Consider the following 16,968-nt stretch of genomic DNA (forward strand, 5'->3'; position numbering starts at 1 on the left):
TCGTCGAAATAGTCGCCCCAGAGCGCCACTGCGGCAATGGTCAAAGCCCTCAACCTGCCTGACTGGTTTGGCCAGTCATCGACCGCGCCGATCAGCCGGTCAGCCCAAGCGATTGGACGGGCACACTGCAGGCTTCTACTCTGATGGGCTGCGCCACCCAAGAAGCCCGCCCCTGAATGATAGTCCGACCCAAACCCAACCTCCTGGGCATCCTGTTTTCCCTCAAGGGCTCGATTGCCAAGCGCATCGCCCTGCGCAGTTTGCTGGTCACCCTCTTGGCCTCGGTGATCGTGCTGGTGGAAACCCTGCACCCGGCGTACTTTTCCAAGGTCAATGCCACGCCGTTCACCTTGCTCGGCCTGTCGTTGTCGATCTTCATGAGTTTTCGCAACAACGCCTGCTATGACCGCTGGTGGGAGGGCCGCAAGCAACTGGGGCAGATGATCATCGACGTGCGCTCGTTGATTCGAGAAACCCAGGTGCTGCGCGATCCGGCCGAGCGTGCGGGTTTGCTGCGCAGCCTGTGTGGGTTTGCCCATGGTCTGGTCGCCCGGCTGCGTCATGAAGATGAAGCCCTGGCCATCAAGCCGTGGAGTCAGGTCCAGGCCAGCCACCCCAACTTGCCCGATAACGTGCTGCAACAGGTCGGCGCGCGGTTTTCCGTATTAGCCGAACAAGGCGTGATCAGCGAATGGCGCTACACCCAACTGGAGACGCGCCTGGTCAGCCTCAGCCAGGTGCAGGCGTCCTGCGAGCGGATCAAGAGCACGCCGCTGCCCTTCCCCTATACCTTGTTGCTGCATCGCACCATTTACCTGTTCTGTATCCTGCTGCCGTTTGCCATGGCCGAGCCGCTGGGCTGGCTGACGCCGGTGTTTACCGCCATTGTCAGCTACACGTTTTTCGGCCTCGATGAAATCGGTGATGATCTGGAAGACCCGTTCGGCTTTGACGAAAACGACCTGCCCTGCAATGCCCTCCTGCGAACCTTGGAGCGCGAAGTGTTGGCAGCCCTCGACGAAACCGACCTGCCGCCGCCCCTGGAGCCGGTGGAATACGTGCTGACCTGATGCGGGTTTGACACCTGCCGTGGTCTGACCGAAGCTGACGGCTTTGCTGCCCACGCTTTCGGACGCCTGCATGTCAAAGTCACGCCGTTACTCCATCGTCGGCCTGTGCGCCCTGCTGTTGATTGTGCTGATCACTTGGTATTTCTCTCGCTCCACCCCGGTGGCTGTAGCGCCCGCCATCGCCCATGGTTACTCCAAGGCCCTGAAACAGGCGCGTAACGGCGAACCGGGTGCCGCGCGTGTGCTGTACCAGCAACTGGGCCGGCCGGACCTGTCGCCCGGACGTCGCGCTGCGTTGCATGCTGAATTACCCAACTACCCCAGCCCCCAAGCGCTGAAGCTGGCAGACAAAGACCTGGCCAGCGAGTCGTCCCTGGTGCGCGAAGCCGCCATCCACAGCATTGTCGGCCTGGTGCCCACCGGTCAACGCACGCTGTTGCTCGGGCCGGTACTGGACGACCCCGAGCAGGACGTGCGGTTTGCCGCCGCCAATGCCCTGCTTGGCCTGTCGCCCGATACGTTGGGCTTGTACTTCGGGCCCTTGCAGCAGGTCCTCGATGAGTTCGTGAAGAAACTCAAGGCCCAGCCCGAATCGGCCGAAGGCTGGATTCAACTGGCGCGCCTGTACATCCACAGCGCCCTGTTGCCGGAGGCGCAAAATGCCCTGGAACAAGCCATGCGCCTGCAACCGGACAATCTGCAAGCGGTGGTGGCGCAGATTGAATTGCTGGATAAACAGGGCAAGACGGAAGAGTCCCGCCAGCTGCTGGCGCGCCAATTGGCCGCGCACCCTGAGTCAGCCTATCTGCAGCATGCCTTGGGCATGTGGCTGTTGCATCACGGCGAGCGGCCGTACGCGCTGCTCGGCCTGTCCAAGGCGGTGGAGCTGGAACCGGACAATCAGGATTACCGCTACGACCTCGCCACCACGCTGCATGCCCAGCAAGAGCTGGAAGCCGCCCAGCGCCAACTGGAGGAAATCATTCAGCGTCACCCCGCCAATCGCAAGGCCCGCGTGCTGCTGATCAATTACTGGAAGGAAAGCGGTCAGTTGCAGAACGTCCAGGTTCTGCTCGCGCAGCTTGAGCAACAGAATCCGGATGATCCGGCGTTGCAACAAGGTCTGTAGGTTCAGGCTAAAAACTTGTAAACCCAAGCCACCGTTGTACAAATTTTACGAAACGTTGAACCGCTAAAGGCCACTACGGTCAAGTAAATATGGCGCGCCAACACAGGTGCGCCCCTCTATTTGAACGTGACCTGAGGGCACTCCTTGTCTACATCCAATGAGCTGTTCAGTGAAAAGGCCGCCACCGGCATCGAAGGTCTGGATGACATTCTTTCCGGGGGGCTATCGCGCAGCCACCTGTTCCTGCTGGAAGGTGAACCAGGCACCGGTAAAACCACCGTCGCCCTGCATTTTCTGCAGGCGGGTGCGAAAAACGGTGAGACTTCGTTGTACATCACCTTGTCCGAGACCGAACGTGAACTGCGTCAAGGTGCCAAGTCCCACGGCTGGGACCTGGACGAGAATATCCATATCTTCGAACTGACCCCTCCGGAAAGCCTGCTCAACGCGGAACATCAGCAAAGCCTGCTGTATTCCTCTGACCTGGAATTGGGCGAAGCCACGCGGCAGATCTTCGAGGTGGTTGAGCGGGTCAAGCCGACCCGTGTGGTCGTCGACAGCCTCTCCGAAATCCGCCTGCTGGCGCAGAGCTCTTTGCGTTATCGGCGGCAGATCCTGGCGATCAAACATTACTTTGTGCGTTATGACGCCACCGTACTGCTGCTGGATGACCTGACCACCGAGTCCCTCGACAAGACCGTGCACAGCGTCGCCCACGGCGTGATTCGCCTGGAGGAGCTGACCCCCAACTACGGCGCCGAACGTCGCCGGGTACGGGTGGTGAAGTACCGCGGCCAAAAATACCGTGGCGGCTTCCATGACTTCACCATCATGCAAGGCGGCGTGCATGTGTTCCCGCGCCTGGTCGCGGCCGAGCATCGTGGTGGCTACAACCGCGAGACCCTCACCAGTGGCATCCGCGAGCTGGATTCGTTGTTGGGCGGTGGCATCGAGACCGGCTCTAGCAGCCTGATCCTGGGACCTGCCGGTACGGGCAAATCACTGATCTCAATGATTTTCGCCGCCGCCGCCGTGGCCCGTGGCGAAAAGGCCGCGCTGTTTATTTTCGATGAAGAGCTGGGCCTGCTGTTCGAGCGCATGAAGAACATGGGCATCGACCTGGCGGCCTTGCAAGCCACCGGCAACCTGCTGATCGAGCAAGTGGACGCCGCTGAACTGTCGCCCGGCGAGTTCTCCCACCGTGTCCGGCGTTGCGTCGATGATGGGGGCATCAAGACCGTGGTCATCGACAGTATCAACGGCTATCAGGCTGCAATGCCGGAAGAGAATGCGCTGATCCTGCACATGCACGAACTGCTGCTGTACCTCAACCGCCGTGGTGCCGCCACCTTCATGACCGTCGCCCAGCATGGCTTGGTGGGCGATATGCAGGCGCCGGTAGACATCACCTACCTGGCCGATACCGTGATCCTGCTGCGTTACTTTGAAGCGATCGGTGAAGTGCGCCGCGCCATCTCGATAATCAAAAAGCGTACTGGCTCCCATGAGTCGACAATCCGTGAATACCGCATCGGCAGCCGGGGCATGACGGTCGGCGAGCCCTTGAATAACTTCCAAGGTGTGCTGCGCGGTATTCCCACCTACATGGGCGCCGGTTCTCCCCTGCTCAAGGATTTGGGCTAGTGTTGGCACTTACCCCCATCTCCGAGCGTGCAATCATCCTTGCGCCCATGGGCCGTGACGGCTCGCTGGCGTTGATGATGCTCAATGAAGCCGGCTACAACGGCATCGTCGCCAGCGACCTGGTCATGCTGTGTGAGGCGCTGGAGGAAGGTTGCGGCCTGCTGATCATTGCTGCCGAAGCCCTGCGCGGTTTTGACCTGGATCCGTTGCTGGAGCATCTGCATCAACAACCGGCCTGGTCGGATTTGCCTATTGTCTTGATGACCCACCACGGCGGCAGCGAACAGAACGGTTCATCCCAGTTCAGCGCCTTGCTGGGCAACGTGACGTTCCTGGAGCGTCCGTTCCATCCGGTGACGCTGATCAGCCTGGTCAGCACCGCCCTGCGCGGGCGTCGTCGGCAATACGAAGCCCGCGACCGGCTGATCGACCTGAGTGAAAGCGAACTGCGCCTGCAACTCACCCTGGAAACCCTGGAACAACAGGTCGAAGAACGCACGGCGCAACTGCGCCACAACGAAGATGCCCTGCGCCAGTCCCAGAAGATGGAAGCGGTCGGCCAGTTGACCGGCGGCATCGCCCATGACTTCAACAATATGCTCACCGGCATCATCGGCAGCCTGGAGCTGCTGCGAAGGCGTGTGTCCCGTGGCAAACTGGACGACCTCGACAGCCTGATCGACCTGGGCGTGACCTCGGCCAACCGTGCTGCGGGCCTGACTCACCGTTTGCTGGCGTTTTCCCGTCGCCAGTCCCTTGATTCCAAACCCGTGGAGATCAACCAACTGGTGACCTCGATGGGCGAATTGCTGCAACGCAGCATCAACGAGAGCATCGCCCTGGATATGCGTCTCACCGGCCAACTCTGGACCGCCGAGGCCGACCCCAATCAACTGGAAAGCGCCCTGCTCAACCTGGTCATCAATGCGCGGGACGCCATGCCCAACGGCGGCAGCCTGACCGTGGAGACCACTAACCGCCACCTCGACAGCGTCTTCACCGCCGCCTACGGCACCTTGAAACCCGGTGACTACGTTGAACTGAGCGTCAGCGACACCGGCTGCGGCATTCCGGAAAGTGTGATGGGGCGCGTGTTCGATCCGTTCTTCACCACCAAGCCGATCGGCCAGGGCACGGGCCTGGGGTTGTCGATGATCTACGGGTTCGCCCGCCAGTCACATGGTCATGTCACCATTCACAGTGAAGTCGGCAAAGGCACGACAGTCAGCCTGTTTCTGCCTCGATTCATTGGGGAAGTCGTGGCCGATGTGGCGGCCGATGCAGCGCTGCTGCCCTTCGCCAATGCCGGAGAAACGGTACTGATCGTCGAGGACGACCCTGCGGTGCGTGTATTGGTCGGCTCAGTGCTTAAGGAGTTGGGCTATGGGTTTATCGAAGCGGGTGATGCTGATACAGCCGTGCCGATCATCGAGTCGGACCATCGCATCGACCTGATGATCAGCGATGTTGGCCTGCCGGGCATGAACGGCCGCCAACTGGCGGAAATCGGCCGGCAGATCCGGCCAGAGCTCAAGGTGTTGTTCATCACCGGGTACGCCGAGCATGCGGCGGTGCGGGGTGGGTTTCTGGATCCGGGCATGCAACTGATCACCAAGCCGTTCACGTTCGATTTGTTGACGGCGAAAGTTCGGGAAATGATCCAGCAATAAAGCGTGATATGTCTGGCAACAGCTACACACATTAGGATTGGAATCGTTGTTGTGGTTATGAATACAAACACTCTGGTATTCATACATCCCGACGAGCGAACCTATGACCGTTGCCGGCCCAATCCATACAGCGCCCCTCCACCTGCCATTGACCCAATTTCAGCAGCGCCCCCTCACGCAAGCGCCCCTTGCTGCCAGTAGCCAACCCATAGAGTCTCCCCCGCCTCAAGGAAACACCCGCAGCCAAGGCGATCTGGAGCTGTCAAAACACTACGGAATAACGCTGGCCAAGTCCTTGGATGATCATGCTATAGACGGTCAGGTGTCGCCCATTCCAGCCAACTCGACGTTCGGTCAATGGTGGGCGCAGTTGAAACGTGCGTTCCAGGCGCCCGATATCACGCAATGGATGAATGATCGCGGCATTGACCCGGACTCAGTGGAAATCAATCCAGGCGAGGGACAAGTCATGTTCCGGCTCAAACGCCTGCTGGACCCGCGGCAAGTCATACACACTGTAGGACAGGACGATGCGCAGTGGGCGGCCGCGAGCCGCCACCTCATGATGGCCGCACACGTTATTGCTGCCGGTTCGTATTTTGCGACATTCAAGCCGCCTCAGGCCAAGACCAGCAACATTGCACCGATGGTACTGATCGGTCATTTCTACAGAGAACGCAATGTTTCGCCTCTCCCAACACCCCAGGAGCGTGTCGCGGACTTTGCGGCCGGGAAAGGCTTTCCTGTGATCAACGATCCAGCGTTCGCAGAGCTGCGCGCCCAGCGCGACGAAGACACCTTGGCACAGCAAAAAGCCTTGCTGGGTAACGTGCACACCCGACGCAATGTCGCTGAAACATTGAAGACATTGCTCGCGGGACTGGAGTCGGGCACGGCTGAGATCTCGACCTATCTGACGGACTACCATGCATTGGTCCATCCCGACAGTGATTCTGAATATGCGGGCACCATACCCAGTCTCGAACAGATATTTATCAGTAATGGCTGGGATATTCCAACCGATCACGCCCAGTTGGAAAATGTTGTACAGGCGTTGATAACGCCATCCCCCGTACGTCCCGAGCATGACAACTACGCGGGTGCGCTCGACTGGCCGCTGCCCGCAGACAACCTCACACGGCTGGAACTCATGGCAGACCTGCGTCAGGGGGCCTTTGGCGATATCGACATTTCGCCATTCGCCAACGTGCTTGAATACCTGCTGGATAAGGCAGTCATCGCGCCTGAGGCGCTGAGCAATCCGCGTCGGTTGCTCGATCGCCTGATCAACTCGCCAAAAGGCCGTGCGCTGGGTCAAGCGATTCAAGCCCGGTTTATTAACAGATCCGTCAGCGGCAGTGCGAATGATTGGTTGCTGGCGGCCATGAGCGCCGATCCACAGCACGCGCAGCAAGGCGATAAACGCAATATCGCGGGGTTTTTGCTTACAGATGCCAGAAATGGTGCGTACACGGCCTCAGAGATTGTGCTGACACTGACTGATCACTTGCTTGACACCGGCAGGTCCTCTTCCTACGAAAAAGCTCAGCTTTTGGCACACCTGCTGCTGTCCTCTCAGGCCCCGGAGTTGCTGGTCAAGGGGATCCCCGATGCGGTGAAGTTCGGTACCCATAGCTGGGTCAGTTTCGCTACCGCAGTTTCACGCATCGAAGCGAGCGCGCCGGGGGCTACGGCGGCTATGACGTATGCGCAAGTGATGCTCGCCGCCGACATCGCGCCGATCAGCCTTGAGCAGCGCCAGGTCGAGTACCAGGCGCAACAACAGGCGCTGAAGGATTGGGCGGTCGTCAACGGGATGGAGTTTCCTGTGTCCGATGAGGCCATGCTGGCGGTGCGCAAGGCATTTGATCAACACATCAGCGAATTGAGTGCGGCGTCTGCCGCCCATTCGAGGGTAATGCCCGATGTGAAGCAAAAAGGATTGCAGGAACTGGCAAAGGCCTTTCCTGATATGGCGCCCACGCTCTTTGAGAAAAAGTGCATCGAGTTGAAACGTCAGCACCTGGATTTCCCCGGCCCCTACTCGTTGCTTGATCTGTATATGCACGACGGCGCGCAGGGGACGCCGGGTTTTTATGATGGGATTACGCGGGACACGGCCGACAGCGCAAACCCGTGGATCTCGACGTCAACCGATGTCGATCTCGACACAATACTGCCCGTTCTGATCGATCTTCCGCATTTGAAAAACGACTTCAGGGTCGCCTTCCCCCTTTACGCCGACGGCATCAACAAGAGCGTGGCGACCCAAGTCAAACAGCTTGTATCGACGCAAAGCCTGGAACACCGGCGCAACTTCGAGTTTGGCAAGATCACATTGGCCAAACAAGTCATCACCGAGCATGAGGCCTTCAGCCGCAACGTCGTGAAAAGCAGGACGACCGTGTCTGAGGGCCATAGCCTGCTGGTGAGGACCGAACGCGAGGGTAAGGTCAATATCTACGAAATAGATATCAAGCAGAACAAGATCCTCCACCGCGATGACTTGGGAGACTTTGATGTCTCGCAGCAAGAAGGATCTGTGACGTACCAGGGGGTTGTGCCCTCAGGCACCTATGACAGCGGCATTGCCGATGAAACCAAAGGTGCATCGGGCATACCCAATAGCTTCAGCAGTGACCGCACGTCCTACATTGCTGCAGCGATGGTGAAAGAGGTGAATATCGATGGCCTCAAGAAAGCCGCCCAAGGGCTGACCACATTCGATACTGAAGTGCCCTTTTACAAGACCGCCACTGAGTTCATGCTGAATTTGATTCCGCTGAGGTCCGCGATCAAAAACTTCAGTGAGGGTAACTACGGTGAAGGCATTATCGACCTGACCATGGACGCTTTCGGTTTCATGCTTGGGTTGGGTGCCGCAGCCAAAGGCGCCAAGGCCCTCCAGCTGGGTGCCTCTGTCGCCAGCAAAATCGCCCGAGGAACAAAAATTGTCGGGCGCGCTGCGATCAGTACGCTCAATCCTCTGGACGGTTTGGGTAATCTGGCGGTTCGATCAGCCAAGGCCGGAGCAAACGGCTCCGTCTATTCCTACCGTTGGCTACGCGGCAGTATCGACAGCTATGACCTGCTCAAGGCCAGCAAACGCTTCGACGCCAGTGCCATCGGGACATTCAAGCTGCAAGGTACCGTTGTTGAAGGGCCCGCCGTGCTCAGCGGCGATAAATGGCACGCTTTCGATACCGCCAGCGGGCAGGCGTTTGGCAAGTCGCTGGATGACTTCGTGCCCAGTGCACGACTGGAAACGAACCGGCTCGGAGGCTGGGAGACAACGAGGAGTGTCGGCAAGCTCGATGACAATGTTGTGAACACTTGGAAAAAGGCTGTTCGTAAGCACCGGGAAGGTGACGAGAGGGACGCATTTGAAAATGGCTACAGCTCTGGAACCCTGGCAAGTGTACCTGGGCTATCAAAGTCCTCAAAAATTGCGGACCTGATCAAGTTGGGCGGTAACCAAAACCTGACCGCCCTTCAGGCAGGTGTCTTGATGCGCAGATACGACGATCTCGCCTACGCGTTCGCTCATCGTGGTGTGGCCCGTTTCATCGACAATATAGAACCGCGCTTCGGCAGCGTGACGCCCATGCCGCAAGTGGTTTACTTCAGCCAGACATCCCAACTGTCCGAAGGACAATGCGCGGCACTGGCGCGCACATTCGCGAGCGCTATGGCCGAGGGCAAGGATCATCTGCTGATCAAGAACATGTACACCGCAGCGGCTTTTCCCACAGACCCCACTTCCCGACGGTTCATGGAATCGCTGCGCAAGCTTCAGGTCCAGGTAGGTGGCGAAACGGCCTTCCACGCCGGCAAAGTCCCTCGCTTGGAGACCTATCAAGAGATGGTAAAGGGATTGGCCGATTCCGCGGTTTCAAAGTCGGTGATGATTGACTCTCCGGGCCACGCAATGGCCGCCGGCGTCAAAATCGAGGGTGATGTTAAAAGCTTTTACTTTTATGACCCCAACCACGGTGTCGCAACGTTTTCGAGCGCGGCGGACATGGAAGGAGGCCTTAAAAAGCTATTTCACGATAAAAAAATGAATGTGCAGTATAAAACCCACGCCAACGATTCAAACACACTGAAGTTCAAGGTATTTGATCATGACGATCAGTGGCAGCAGAAAAACAGCGTGTTCGGTCCGGCGTTCAAAAAACTGTATGAGGCGCAAATTATTCCGTCCGCCGCGCCGCATCCTCTCAGTCACCAGCAATTGAAGATGAACTGGGAGAAACTGCATGCAGACCCGGACAATCATGCGCTGAACTGTTATCAAGCGTCCCTGCGTGTCGGGCAGGCTGAAAAGACGCTCTCTCCCAAAGTATTCGATGCCGTTACCGACACAACGAACGGTAGTGACGGCATCAATTATTCAACCCGCTACCTTGAGCTCATGGAGGTCAAACCAGGCAACTTGAAAGATCAATTCAACCCGGCCGAGATTACCGAGTCTGGGTTTCTCAATTTCAAGCACTCCACACCCAATGGTCAGTTCGGTCATACCGTCTACATCCAGAAAACCAGTAGCAATGAGTTGATGCTGTTCAATACGAACAACCTGGACCTGGATGCGGCAATGGTGAGGAATGACAACCCGCCCCAGCTCAGTGGCGCAATGACGGTTTACAACCTTGGCAATGGCAAACACAAAGGCCTGCAGAACTTCATCGACGGATTTAATGGAAATGCAGGTTGGCAATTCGCCTTTACCCCGGCCAGCGTGCTCAATGCCAACGTCAACAAACTAAAGCCATCACCCCTTTGAAAACAGCGGCGTCGCAACGGGAGGACGCCGCCTCTTTCAAGCCAACAACCGCTGGATATGCTCTTGCAGCGTATCCAGGTCAAACGGCTTGGCCAGGATCGGTGCATTGCGCGTGATCGGGCTGTTGCAGTCGAGGATTTCCTGCGGGTAACCGCTGATGAAGATCACTTTCAGCTCAGGGCGCAATTTGATCGCCGGCTCGGCGATCTGCACCCCGGAAATCCCGCCGGGCAGGCGGTAATCGGTGACCATCAGGTCCAGGTGCGGCTTGGTCGCGAGGATTTCGAAGGCCTGCTCCCCATCAATCGCCTTCAACACCCGATAGCCCAGGCCGGCCAGGTATTCACCCAGCACAAACATAATGGATTCGTCGTCCTCGACGATCAGAACGACATCTTGTGCATCTTCACTCATGGGAAGCCTTAGTCCGGTCAATTGCTGCAATTACGACCATGGGGTCACGCAGAGGTTGCGTCGAGGTGACGATTGAATTCATGCCGAGGCCTGCAACGGCAGGCATACCCGGAACAAGGCGCCCTCGCCTATCTGGCTCTCGACTTCGATAGTGCCACCATGGGCCGCAACGATCTGCTCGGAAATGAACAGCCCGAGACCCAGGCCTGCAGCCACTTGGCTGGCGGACACGCGCTCAAACTGTTGAAAAATGCGCTTCTGGTTCTCTTCGCTGATGCCGATCCCATGGTCGCGCACTTCCACCCGTGCCTCGCCATGCTCGCTGTACACACGCACTTTTACCGGACTTTTGGCCCCGTAACGCAGTGCATTGGTCAGCAGGTTGGTCACCACTTGCTCGATACGGAACTCGTCCCAGTTGCCTTCGACCGGGCCGTCGGCGGCCAGTGTCATGGACGAATCCGCCGCAGCCACTTGAGGCGCAAAGTTTTCCACCAGGTTGCTCACCAACTGCGTCAGGTCGAAGCGCGCCGGACGTATCGACAGTTTGCCGGTGCGGATGCGCGATACATCAAGCATGTCTTCGATCAGGCGGATCAGGCTCTGGATCTGACGCTCATCGCGGTCGACCATGGCGTGCATCTTGTCCAGGGTGAACGCGGCGGCGTTGTCACGGGCCAGGTGCATCTTGCGCAGTTGGGTCTCCAGGATCAGGCCGTTGAGGGGCGTACGCACTTCATGAGCAACAATCGACATGAAGTCGTCCCGCATGCGCACCGCCTGCTCCAACTCGGCCTGGGTGGCCTGCAGGCGCGTCAGCAGCAGTTCCTGCTCGCGCCGGCTGCGCTCCAGGGCTTCGACCTGTTGTTTCATGGCCTTGCTTTGGCGGAAAAGGTCGACGAACACGTTGACCTTGCTTTTCACCGCATGGATATCCAACGGCTTGTGCAAAAAGTCTACCGCGCCGCTTTCATAGCCCTTGAAGGCGTAATTGAGCTCGCGGCCGGCGGCGCTGACGAACACAATCGGGATGTTCTTGGTCTTTTCGGTACCGCGCATCAATTCGGCCAGCTCGAAACCATTCATGCCGGGCATCTGTACATCGAGAATCGCCATGGCGAACTCATGCTCCAGCAACAGGGACAAGGCTTCGTCGGCGCTCAATGCCTTGAACACCTGGCGGTCCTCGCGCTTGATCAGCGCTTCAAGGGCCAGCAGGTTTTCCGGCAGATCGTCGACGATCAGCAGTTTGGCCTGGACAGTACTTAACATGGGGAATATTCCAGGGAAGCCAGCAATGAGCCAATGTGGCTCAGCGTCAGAATGTGGTCGGGTGTGTGCAGCGCCAAGGCTGCGCGGGGCATGACGGCAACGCGTGCTTCTGTGGGCTCTTGCACCACAGTGGTTCCACCGTGTTGCTTGACGTGAGCCAGGCCGCGCGCGCCGTCATGGTTGGCGCCGGTCAACAGAATGGCCAGCAGGCCCGTGCCGTAGGCATCGGCGGCGGATTCGAAGAGGAAATCAATCGCCGGCCGCGAATGGTGCACGCGGTCTTCCTGGCTCAGGGACAGGCTGCGGTCGTGTTCCACCGACAGGTGATAGCCAGGGCCGGCAAAATACAATGTGCCCGGCTTGATCACTTCCTTGTCACGGGCCTCCACTACAGGCATGGCCACGCGGCGGTCGAACACTTCGGCTAATTGGCTGCGACGCTCGTCCGGCAGGTGCAGGACGGTAATGATCGGCAAGCCAAAATCGGCGGGCAGCTCGGCGAATATCGTCAGCAACGCCTCCACGCCACCGGCGGAGGCGCCGATGACGATCGCTTCTATGCCCCGGACCGATGCCGGGCTGGCAGCCGCTTGATTCATAGTTTGCGGTAGATCCGTTCCTGTTTGACCAAGGGTTCGAACTGCTTGCCGTACGCGGAGAAATCCAAGGTCTCTTTGCTGCCCAGCACCAGGAAGCCGCGATGACACAGCGACTCATGGAACAATCCAAACGCGCGATCTTGCAATTTTTTATTGAAATAAATCAGTACGTTACGGCACGAAATTAATTGAGTCTCTGAGAATACACTGTCGGTTGCCAAGCTGTGATCGGCAAAGGTGACATTCTCGCGCAGCGTTTTATCGAAGATCGCGTAATCGTAAGCCGCGGTGTAGTAGTCGGCAAATGAACGTTGCCCACCGGCCTGCTGATAGTTGGCGGTGTAGGCGCGTACGTTCTCCAGGGAGAAGATGCCCTGCTTGGCCTTGTCCAGCGACGCCGGGTTGATGTCGGTGGCGTAGATGATCGTACGCTCCAGCAAACCCTCCTCGCGCAGCAGGATCGCCATGGAGTACACCTCCTCGCCCGTGCTGCAGCCGGCGATCCAGATTTTGATCGACGGATAAGTCTTGAGCAGCGGCACCACTTCCTGGCGGATCGCCAGGAAGTGCGACGGGTCGCGGAACATCTCGCTCACTGGAATCGTCAGGAACTGCAACAGCTGCATGAACGCCGCCGGGTCATGCAGCACACGCTCCTGCAAGGCGGAGATGGTCGCGCAGTCGAATTGGCGCAGGGCATGGGCCACGCGCCGCTTCACCGACGCCCCGGAGTAATCCCGGAAGTCGTAGCTGTACTTGAGGTAAATCGCCTCGATCAACAGGCGCAGCTCAATATCGCTGCTTTTTTCCAAAAAACTTCGCTCCACTTAAATGCGTTCCATCTTTGGCAACCAGACGCGAATCAGTGAGAACAGACGGTCCAGATCGATCGGCTTGGCCAGGTAATCATTGGAGCCCGCCGCCAGGCAGCGCTCCTGATCGTCCTTCATGGCCTTGGCCGTCACCGCAATGATCGGCAGCTTCTTCCAGCGCGGGTCCTGGCGGATCAAGGCAGTGGCCTCGTAACCGTCCATTTCCGGCATCATCACGTCCATCAACACCAGGTCGATATCATCGACTTCATTGAGTTTATCGATGGCTTCACGGCCGTTACGCCCGATCACCACCACGGCGCCTTTGTGCTCCAGGGCGCTGGTCAGGGCGAAGATGTTGCGTACATCGTCGTCCACCAGCAGGATTTTACGCCCCTCGAAGACCTTGTCGCGGCTGCGCGCGGTCTTGAGCATCTTCTGGCGGTCATGGGACAGCTGGGATTCGACTTTGTGCAGAAAGAGTGTGACTTCATCCAGCAGGCGCTCCGGCGAGCGGGCGCCCTTGATGATGATCGAGCGCGAATACTTGCGCAGCTCGGCCTCTTCATCGCGGGTCAGGTTGCGCCCGGTGTAGACGATCACCGGCGGGAACGAGCAGATATCTTCAGTCGCCATGCGCTTGAGCAGCTCGTTGCCGAGCATGTCCGGCAGCTTGAGGTCGATGATCATGCAGTCGTAGATATTCGTGCGCAGCAGGTCCAGGGCGGCCTGGGCGTAGCCGACGTCGGTGATCTCGATGTCATCGTCGCCGATCAGGCGGGCAATGCTGTCGCGCTGCAGGTCATCGTCTTCCACCAGCAGCACACGCTTGACCTTCTGAGTCAGCTTGGCTTCCAGGCGCGCAAACACGTCCTTGAGTTCTTCGCGGGTGGTCGGTTTGACCGCATAACCAATGGCGCCCATGTGCATGGCGGCTTCGACGCGGTCTTCCACGGAAATCACATGCACCGGGATATGCCGGGTGTTGGCGTGCTCTTTCAGGCGTTGCAGCACCGTCAGCCCGGAATGGTCCGGCAGGCGCATGTCCAGCAGGATCGCGTCGGGGACGTATTCTTCGGCCAGGCTGTAGCCTTCGTCCGCGCCGTGGGCCACCAGGCAGTTGTAGCCCAGCTCGTGGGCCAGGTCGAAGAGGATGCGGGCGAAGTTGGGCTCGTCTTCCACTACCAGGATGCAGCGCGTGGTGAAGGGTGCCTTGTCGCGGTCGTCGGCAAAGCGCGGGATCTGCTGGGTGTCGGCCACCGGCAATGGCGACACCTTCACGGGCGTCGGCGCAGGCGCCACCACGACTTGGCGCGGTTGCTCGATGGGGGCAGCGTCTTCTTCGCGCTCGACATACTGTTCCGGCAGGACCAGCGTGAAAATACTGCCTTTGCCTGGCTCGCTGGTCACGCTGATGTAGCCTCCCAGCAAGGTCGCCAAATCACGCGAAATCGACAGGCCGAGGCCCGTGCCGCCGTAGCGACGGTTGGTGGTGCCATCCGCTTGGCGGAAGGCTTCGAAGATGCTTTCCTGCTGGTCCGGCGCAATACCGATGCCGGAATCGCGCACGGTAAAGGCAATGCCCTCCCCCGGTGCACGGGACACCGACAGGCTGACTTCGCCCTGTTCGGTGAACTTGACCGCGTTGGACAGCAGGTTCTTGAGGATCTGCTCCAGGCGCTGGCGATCGGTGAACAGCATGCCCGGCGCGCCTGCCTGCACTTCCACTTGGAAGCCCAGCTTGCGATCCGCCGCCAGCGGTTCGAACATGCCACGCAGGCCATCGACCAGACGTGCCACGCTGGAATTTTCCGGACGCATTTCCAGCTTGCCGGCCTCGACCTTGGAGATATCCAGGATGTCGTTGATCAGGTTGAGCAGGTCATTGCCGGCGGAATAGATCGACTCGGCAAACTTGACCTGTTCGGCGCTGAGGTTTTCCTGGGGGTTCTCCGCCAGCAATTTGGCCAGGATCAGCGAGCTGTTCAGCGGTGTGCGCAGCTCATGGGACATGTTGGCGAGGAATTCGGACTTGTACTTGCTGGAACGTTGCAACTCGTCGGCACGGTCTTCCAGTACGAGCTGCGCCTGGCTGAGTTCAGCGTTCTTGCGGTCCATGGCGTCGCGTTGCTGGGCCAGGGTTTCGGTCTGTTCGGCCAACTGCTCGTTGGTCTGCTCCAATTCGGCCTGTTGGGTTTCCAGGTGGGCCTGGGATTCCTTGAGGATGCGCGATTGTTCTTCAAGCTCTTCGTTGGCGGTCTTGAGTTCTTCTTGCTGCACTTGCAGCTCTTCGTTGAGCTGCTGAGTCTCGGCCAGCACTTCCTGCAGGCGCTGGCGATAACGGGCGGCTTCGATGGAGGTGCCGATATTCCCGGCGATCAGCTCCAGCAGCTCGACGTCACGTTCTTCCAGAGGACGCAGGAAGCCCAGTTCGATCACACCGTTGACGCGGTCATCGTCACTGGTCGGCATCACCAACACGCTGCGGGTCGAACCTTCGCCCAGGCCGGAGCTGACCTTGAAGTAGTCCACCGGCACATCGTCCAGGCGAATCAGGCGATCCAGCTGGGCTGCTTGCCCAACGATGCCCTCGTCGCTGTAGATCGACTGTTCCTTCTGCTCCTGCTCGCGGGAGAAACCATAAGTGGCGACACGTTTGAGCCCGCCGTGCTCTTCACGCACGTACAGCGCGGCGACGGCTGAGCCCATGTACTGGGCAAAGAATTGCAGGATGTTGCGGCCCAGCATGTTCAGCGTGAGCTGGCCGAGCACTTGTTCTGCCAGTTCAGTCTGGCCGTTACGCAACCACGCTTGTTGCTCCAGGCGCCGTGCAATCTTCTGTTGCGACGCGAGGTTTGCGCTGTAACTCTCTGATAATGAAATTAAATTCTTACGCCCAATGTATGCCAGAAAACCACTCAAGCCGAGCACAAATGCCAGGTACAGGGTGACGCTGACCACGGTAGTGCGGGTGACTTCTTCATTGCGGGTGATGCGGAACTGCTGTTCCATCGCCACAGCGTCGTCGTATTCCTTGCGGATCTCGTCCGTCAGGCGCTTGCCACGACCCGCCTTGACTGCGCTGCGGTAGTCACCGCTCTCACGCTGCATATCAATCATCGACTGAGCGTATTTGTTCCACTCGACTTGCAGGGCTTCCAGGCGTTTGAGGCGATCCACCTGTTGTGGGTTGTCGGCCACCAGCTCCTGCAAATTACGCAAATCGGCAATGATGCGCGGCTTGGCCACCTCGTAAGGGTCGAGGAAATGCTCGTCACCGGTGATCAGGAAACCGCGCATGCCGGTCTCAAGGTCCACCGTCAGCTTGGACGACTCATTGAGGTTATTGATCACCCGGTCGGTGTGTTCGACCCACTGGATCACCGTCAACAGGTAGGTGATCAGGCAGACGAAAAACACCGCACTGAGCACGCCTACACCCAGGGGCAGCGCGACGTTTCGGCTCAGGAGGTTACGAAAGCTCTTTTCATCGACGGACGACGCAGGGGTCATGGGCATGCCTTGGCCAAGTGTGGAAAAACCGGGAGTTTGCCCCAAAGTGGCATCCAAGA

The 16,968-nt window shown here is 58.7% G+C and carries 10 protein-coding genes; 5 read left to right on the top strand and 5 right to left on the bottom strand.

The genetic code is table 11. The annotated features are described in order from the left end of the window. The first annotated feature begins 176 nt into the window (after positions 1–176). From H096_RS30325 to H096_RS30345, 5 genes are all read left to right on the top strand, one after another. Positions 177–1,070 (top strand): bestrophin family protein, encoded by an 894-nt coding sequence (locus H096_RS30325; protein ID WP_033902893.1) that lies wholly within the window; start codon positions 177–179, stop codon positions 1,068–1,070. A 70-nt stretch (positions 1,071–1,140) separates the two neighbouring features. After that, positions 1,141–2,199, top strand: coding sequence for a tetratricopeptide repeat protein (locus H096_RS30330; RefSeq protein WP_033902894.1), 1,059 nt, complete (start codon positions 1,141–1,143; stop codon positions 2,197–2,199). A 144-nt stretch (positions 2,200–2,343) separates the two neighbouring features. Further along, positions 2,344–3,843, top strand: coding sequence for an ATPase domain-containing protein (locus H096_RS30335; protein ID WP_033902895.1), 1,500 nt, complete (start codon positions 2,344–2,346; stop codon positions 3,841–3,843). Next, on the top strand, positions 3,843–5,513 hold the full coding sequence (locus tag H096_RS30340; protein WP_033902896.1) for an ATP-binding protein: 1,671 nt from the start codon (positions 3,843–3,845) through the stop codon (positions 5,511–5,513). Before H096_RS30335 ends, H096_RS30340 begins: the two co-directional genes overlap by 1 nt. A 103-nt stretch (positions 5,514–5,616) precedes the next feature. Continuing rightward, on the top strand, positions 5,617–10,299 hold the full coding sequence (locus H096_RS30345; RefSeq protein ID WP_051422256.1) for a hypothetical protein: 4,683 nt from the start codon (positions 5,617–5,619) through the stop codon (positions 10,297–10,299). Between the two features lie 36 nt (positions 10,300–10,335). Here the strand turns inward: H096_RS30345 and H096_RS30350 are convergent, their stop codons facing one another. The 5 genes from H096_RS30350 to H096_RS30370 all read right to left on the bottom strand — a co-directional run bounded on the left by H096_RS30350 (position 10,336) and on the right by H096_RS30370 (position 16,909). Next, positions 10,336–10,713 (bottom strand): response regulator, encoded by a 378-nt coding sequence (locus tag H096_RS30350; protein WP_003217591.1) that lies wholly within the window; start codon positions 10,711–10,713, stop codon positions 10,336–10,338. A 78-nt stretch (positions 10,714–10,791) separates the two neighbouring features. After that, entirely contained in the window at positions 10,792–11,985 is a 1,194-nt protein-coding gene (locus tag H096_RS30355) for a hybrid sensor histidine kinase/response regulator (protein WP_033902897.1), read from the bottom strand. After that, the gene (locus tag H096_RS30360; protein ID WP_033902898.1) at positions 11,979–12,584 is read right to left on the bottom strand and encodes a chemotaxis protein CheB; all 606 of its coding nucleotides are present in this window, start codon (positions 12,582–12,584) and stop codon (positions 11,979–11,981) included. The genes H096_RS30355 and H096_RS30360 overlap by 7 nt, the downstream gene beginning before the upstream one ends. Next, a complete protein-coding gene (locus tag H096_RS30365) occupies positions 12,581–13,396 on the bottom strand; it encodes a protein-glutamate O-methyltransferase CheR (protein WP_028616189.1) in 816 nt (271 codons plus the stop codon). Before H096_RS30365 ends, H096_RS30360 begins: the two co-directional genes overlap by 4 nt. A 15-nt stretch (positions 13,397–13,411) precedes the next feature. Further along, positions 13,412–16,909, bottom strand: a complete 3,498-nt coding sequence (locus H096_RS30370) for a response regulator (RefSeq protein WP_033902899.1) — start codon at positions 16,907–16,909, stop codon at positions 13,412–13,414. Positions 16,910–16,968 lie beyond the last annotated feature (59 nt).

Source organism: Pseudomonas sp. FH1 (assembly GCF_000510895.2).
In the GTDB taxonomy this organism is placed as follows: Bacteria; Pseudomonadota; Gammaproteobacteria; order Pseudomonadales; family Pseudomonadaceae; genus Aquipseudomonas; species Aquipseudomonas azotoformans_A.

Bases quoted from the DNA above. Each gene is read 5' to 3' on its own strand.
- H096_RS30325 (WP_033902893.1), top strand. From the start codon at position 177: ATGATAGTCCGACCCAAACCCAACCTCCTGGGCATCCTGTTTTCCCTC.
- H096_RS30330 (WP_033902894.1), top strand. From the start codon at position 1,141: ATGTCAAAGTCACGCCGTTACTCCATCGTCGGCCTGTGCGCCCTGCTG.
- H096_RS30345 (WP_051422256.1), top strand. From the start codon at position 5,617: ATGACCGTTGCCGGCCCAATCCATACAGCGCCCCTCCACCTGCCATTG.
- H096_RS30350 (WP_003217591.1), bottom strand. From the start codon at position 10,713: ATGAGTGAAGATGCACAAGATGTCGTTCTGATCGTCGAGGACGACGAA.
- H096_RS30355 (WP_033902897.1), bottom strand. From the start codon at position 11,985: ATGTTAAGTACTGTCCAGGCCAAACTGCTGATCGTCGACGATCTGCCG.
- H096_RS30360 (WP_033902898.1), bottom strand. From the start codon at position 12,584: ATGAATCAAGCGGCTGCCAGCCCGGCATCGGTCCGGGGCATAGAAGCG.
- H096_RS30370 (WP_033902899.1), bottom strand. From the start codon at position 16,909: ATGACCCCTGCGTCGTCCGTCGATGAAAAGAGCTTTCGTAACCTCCTG.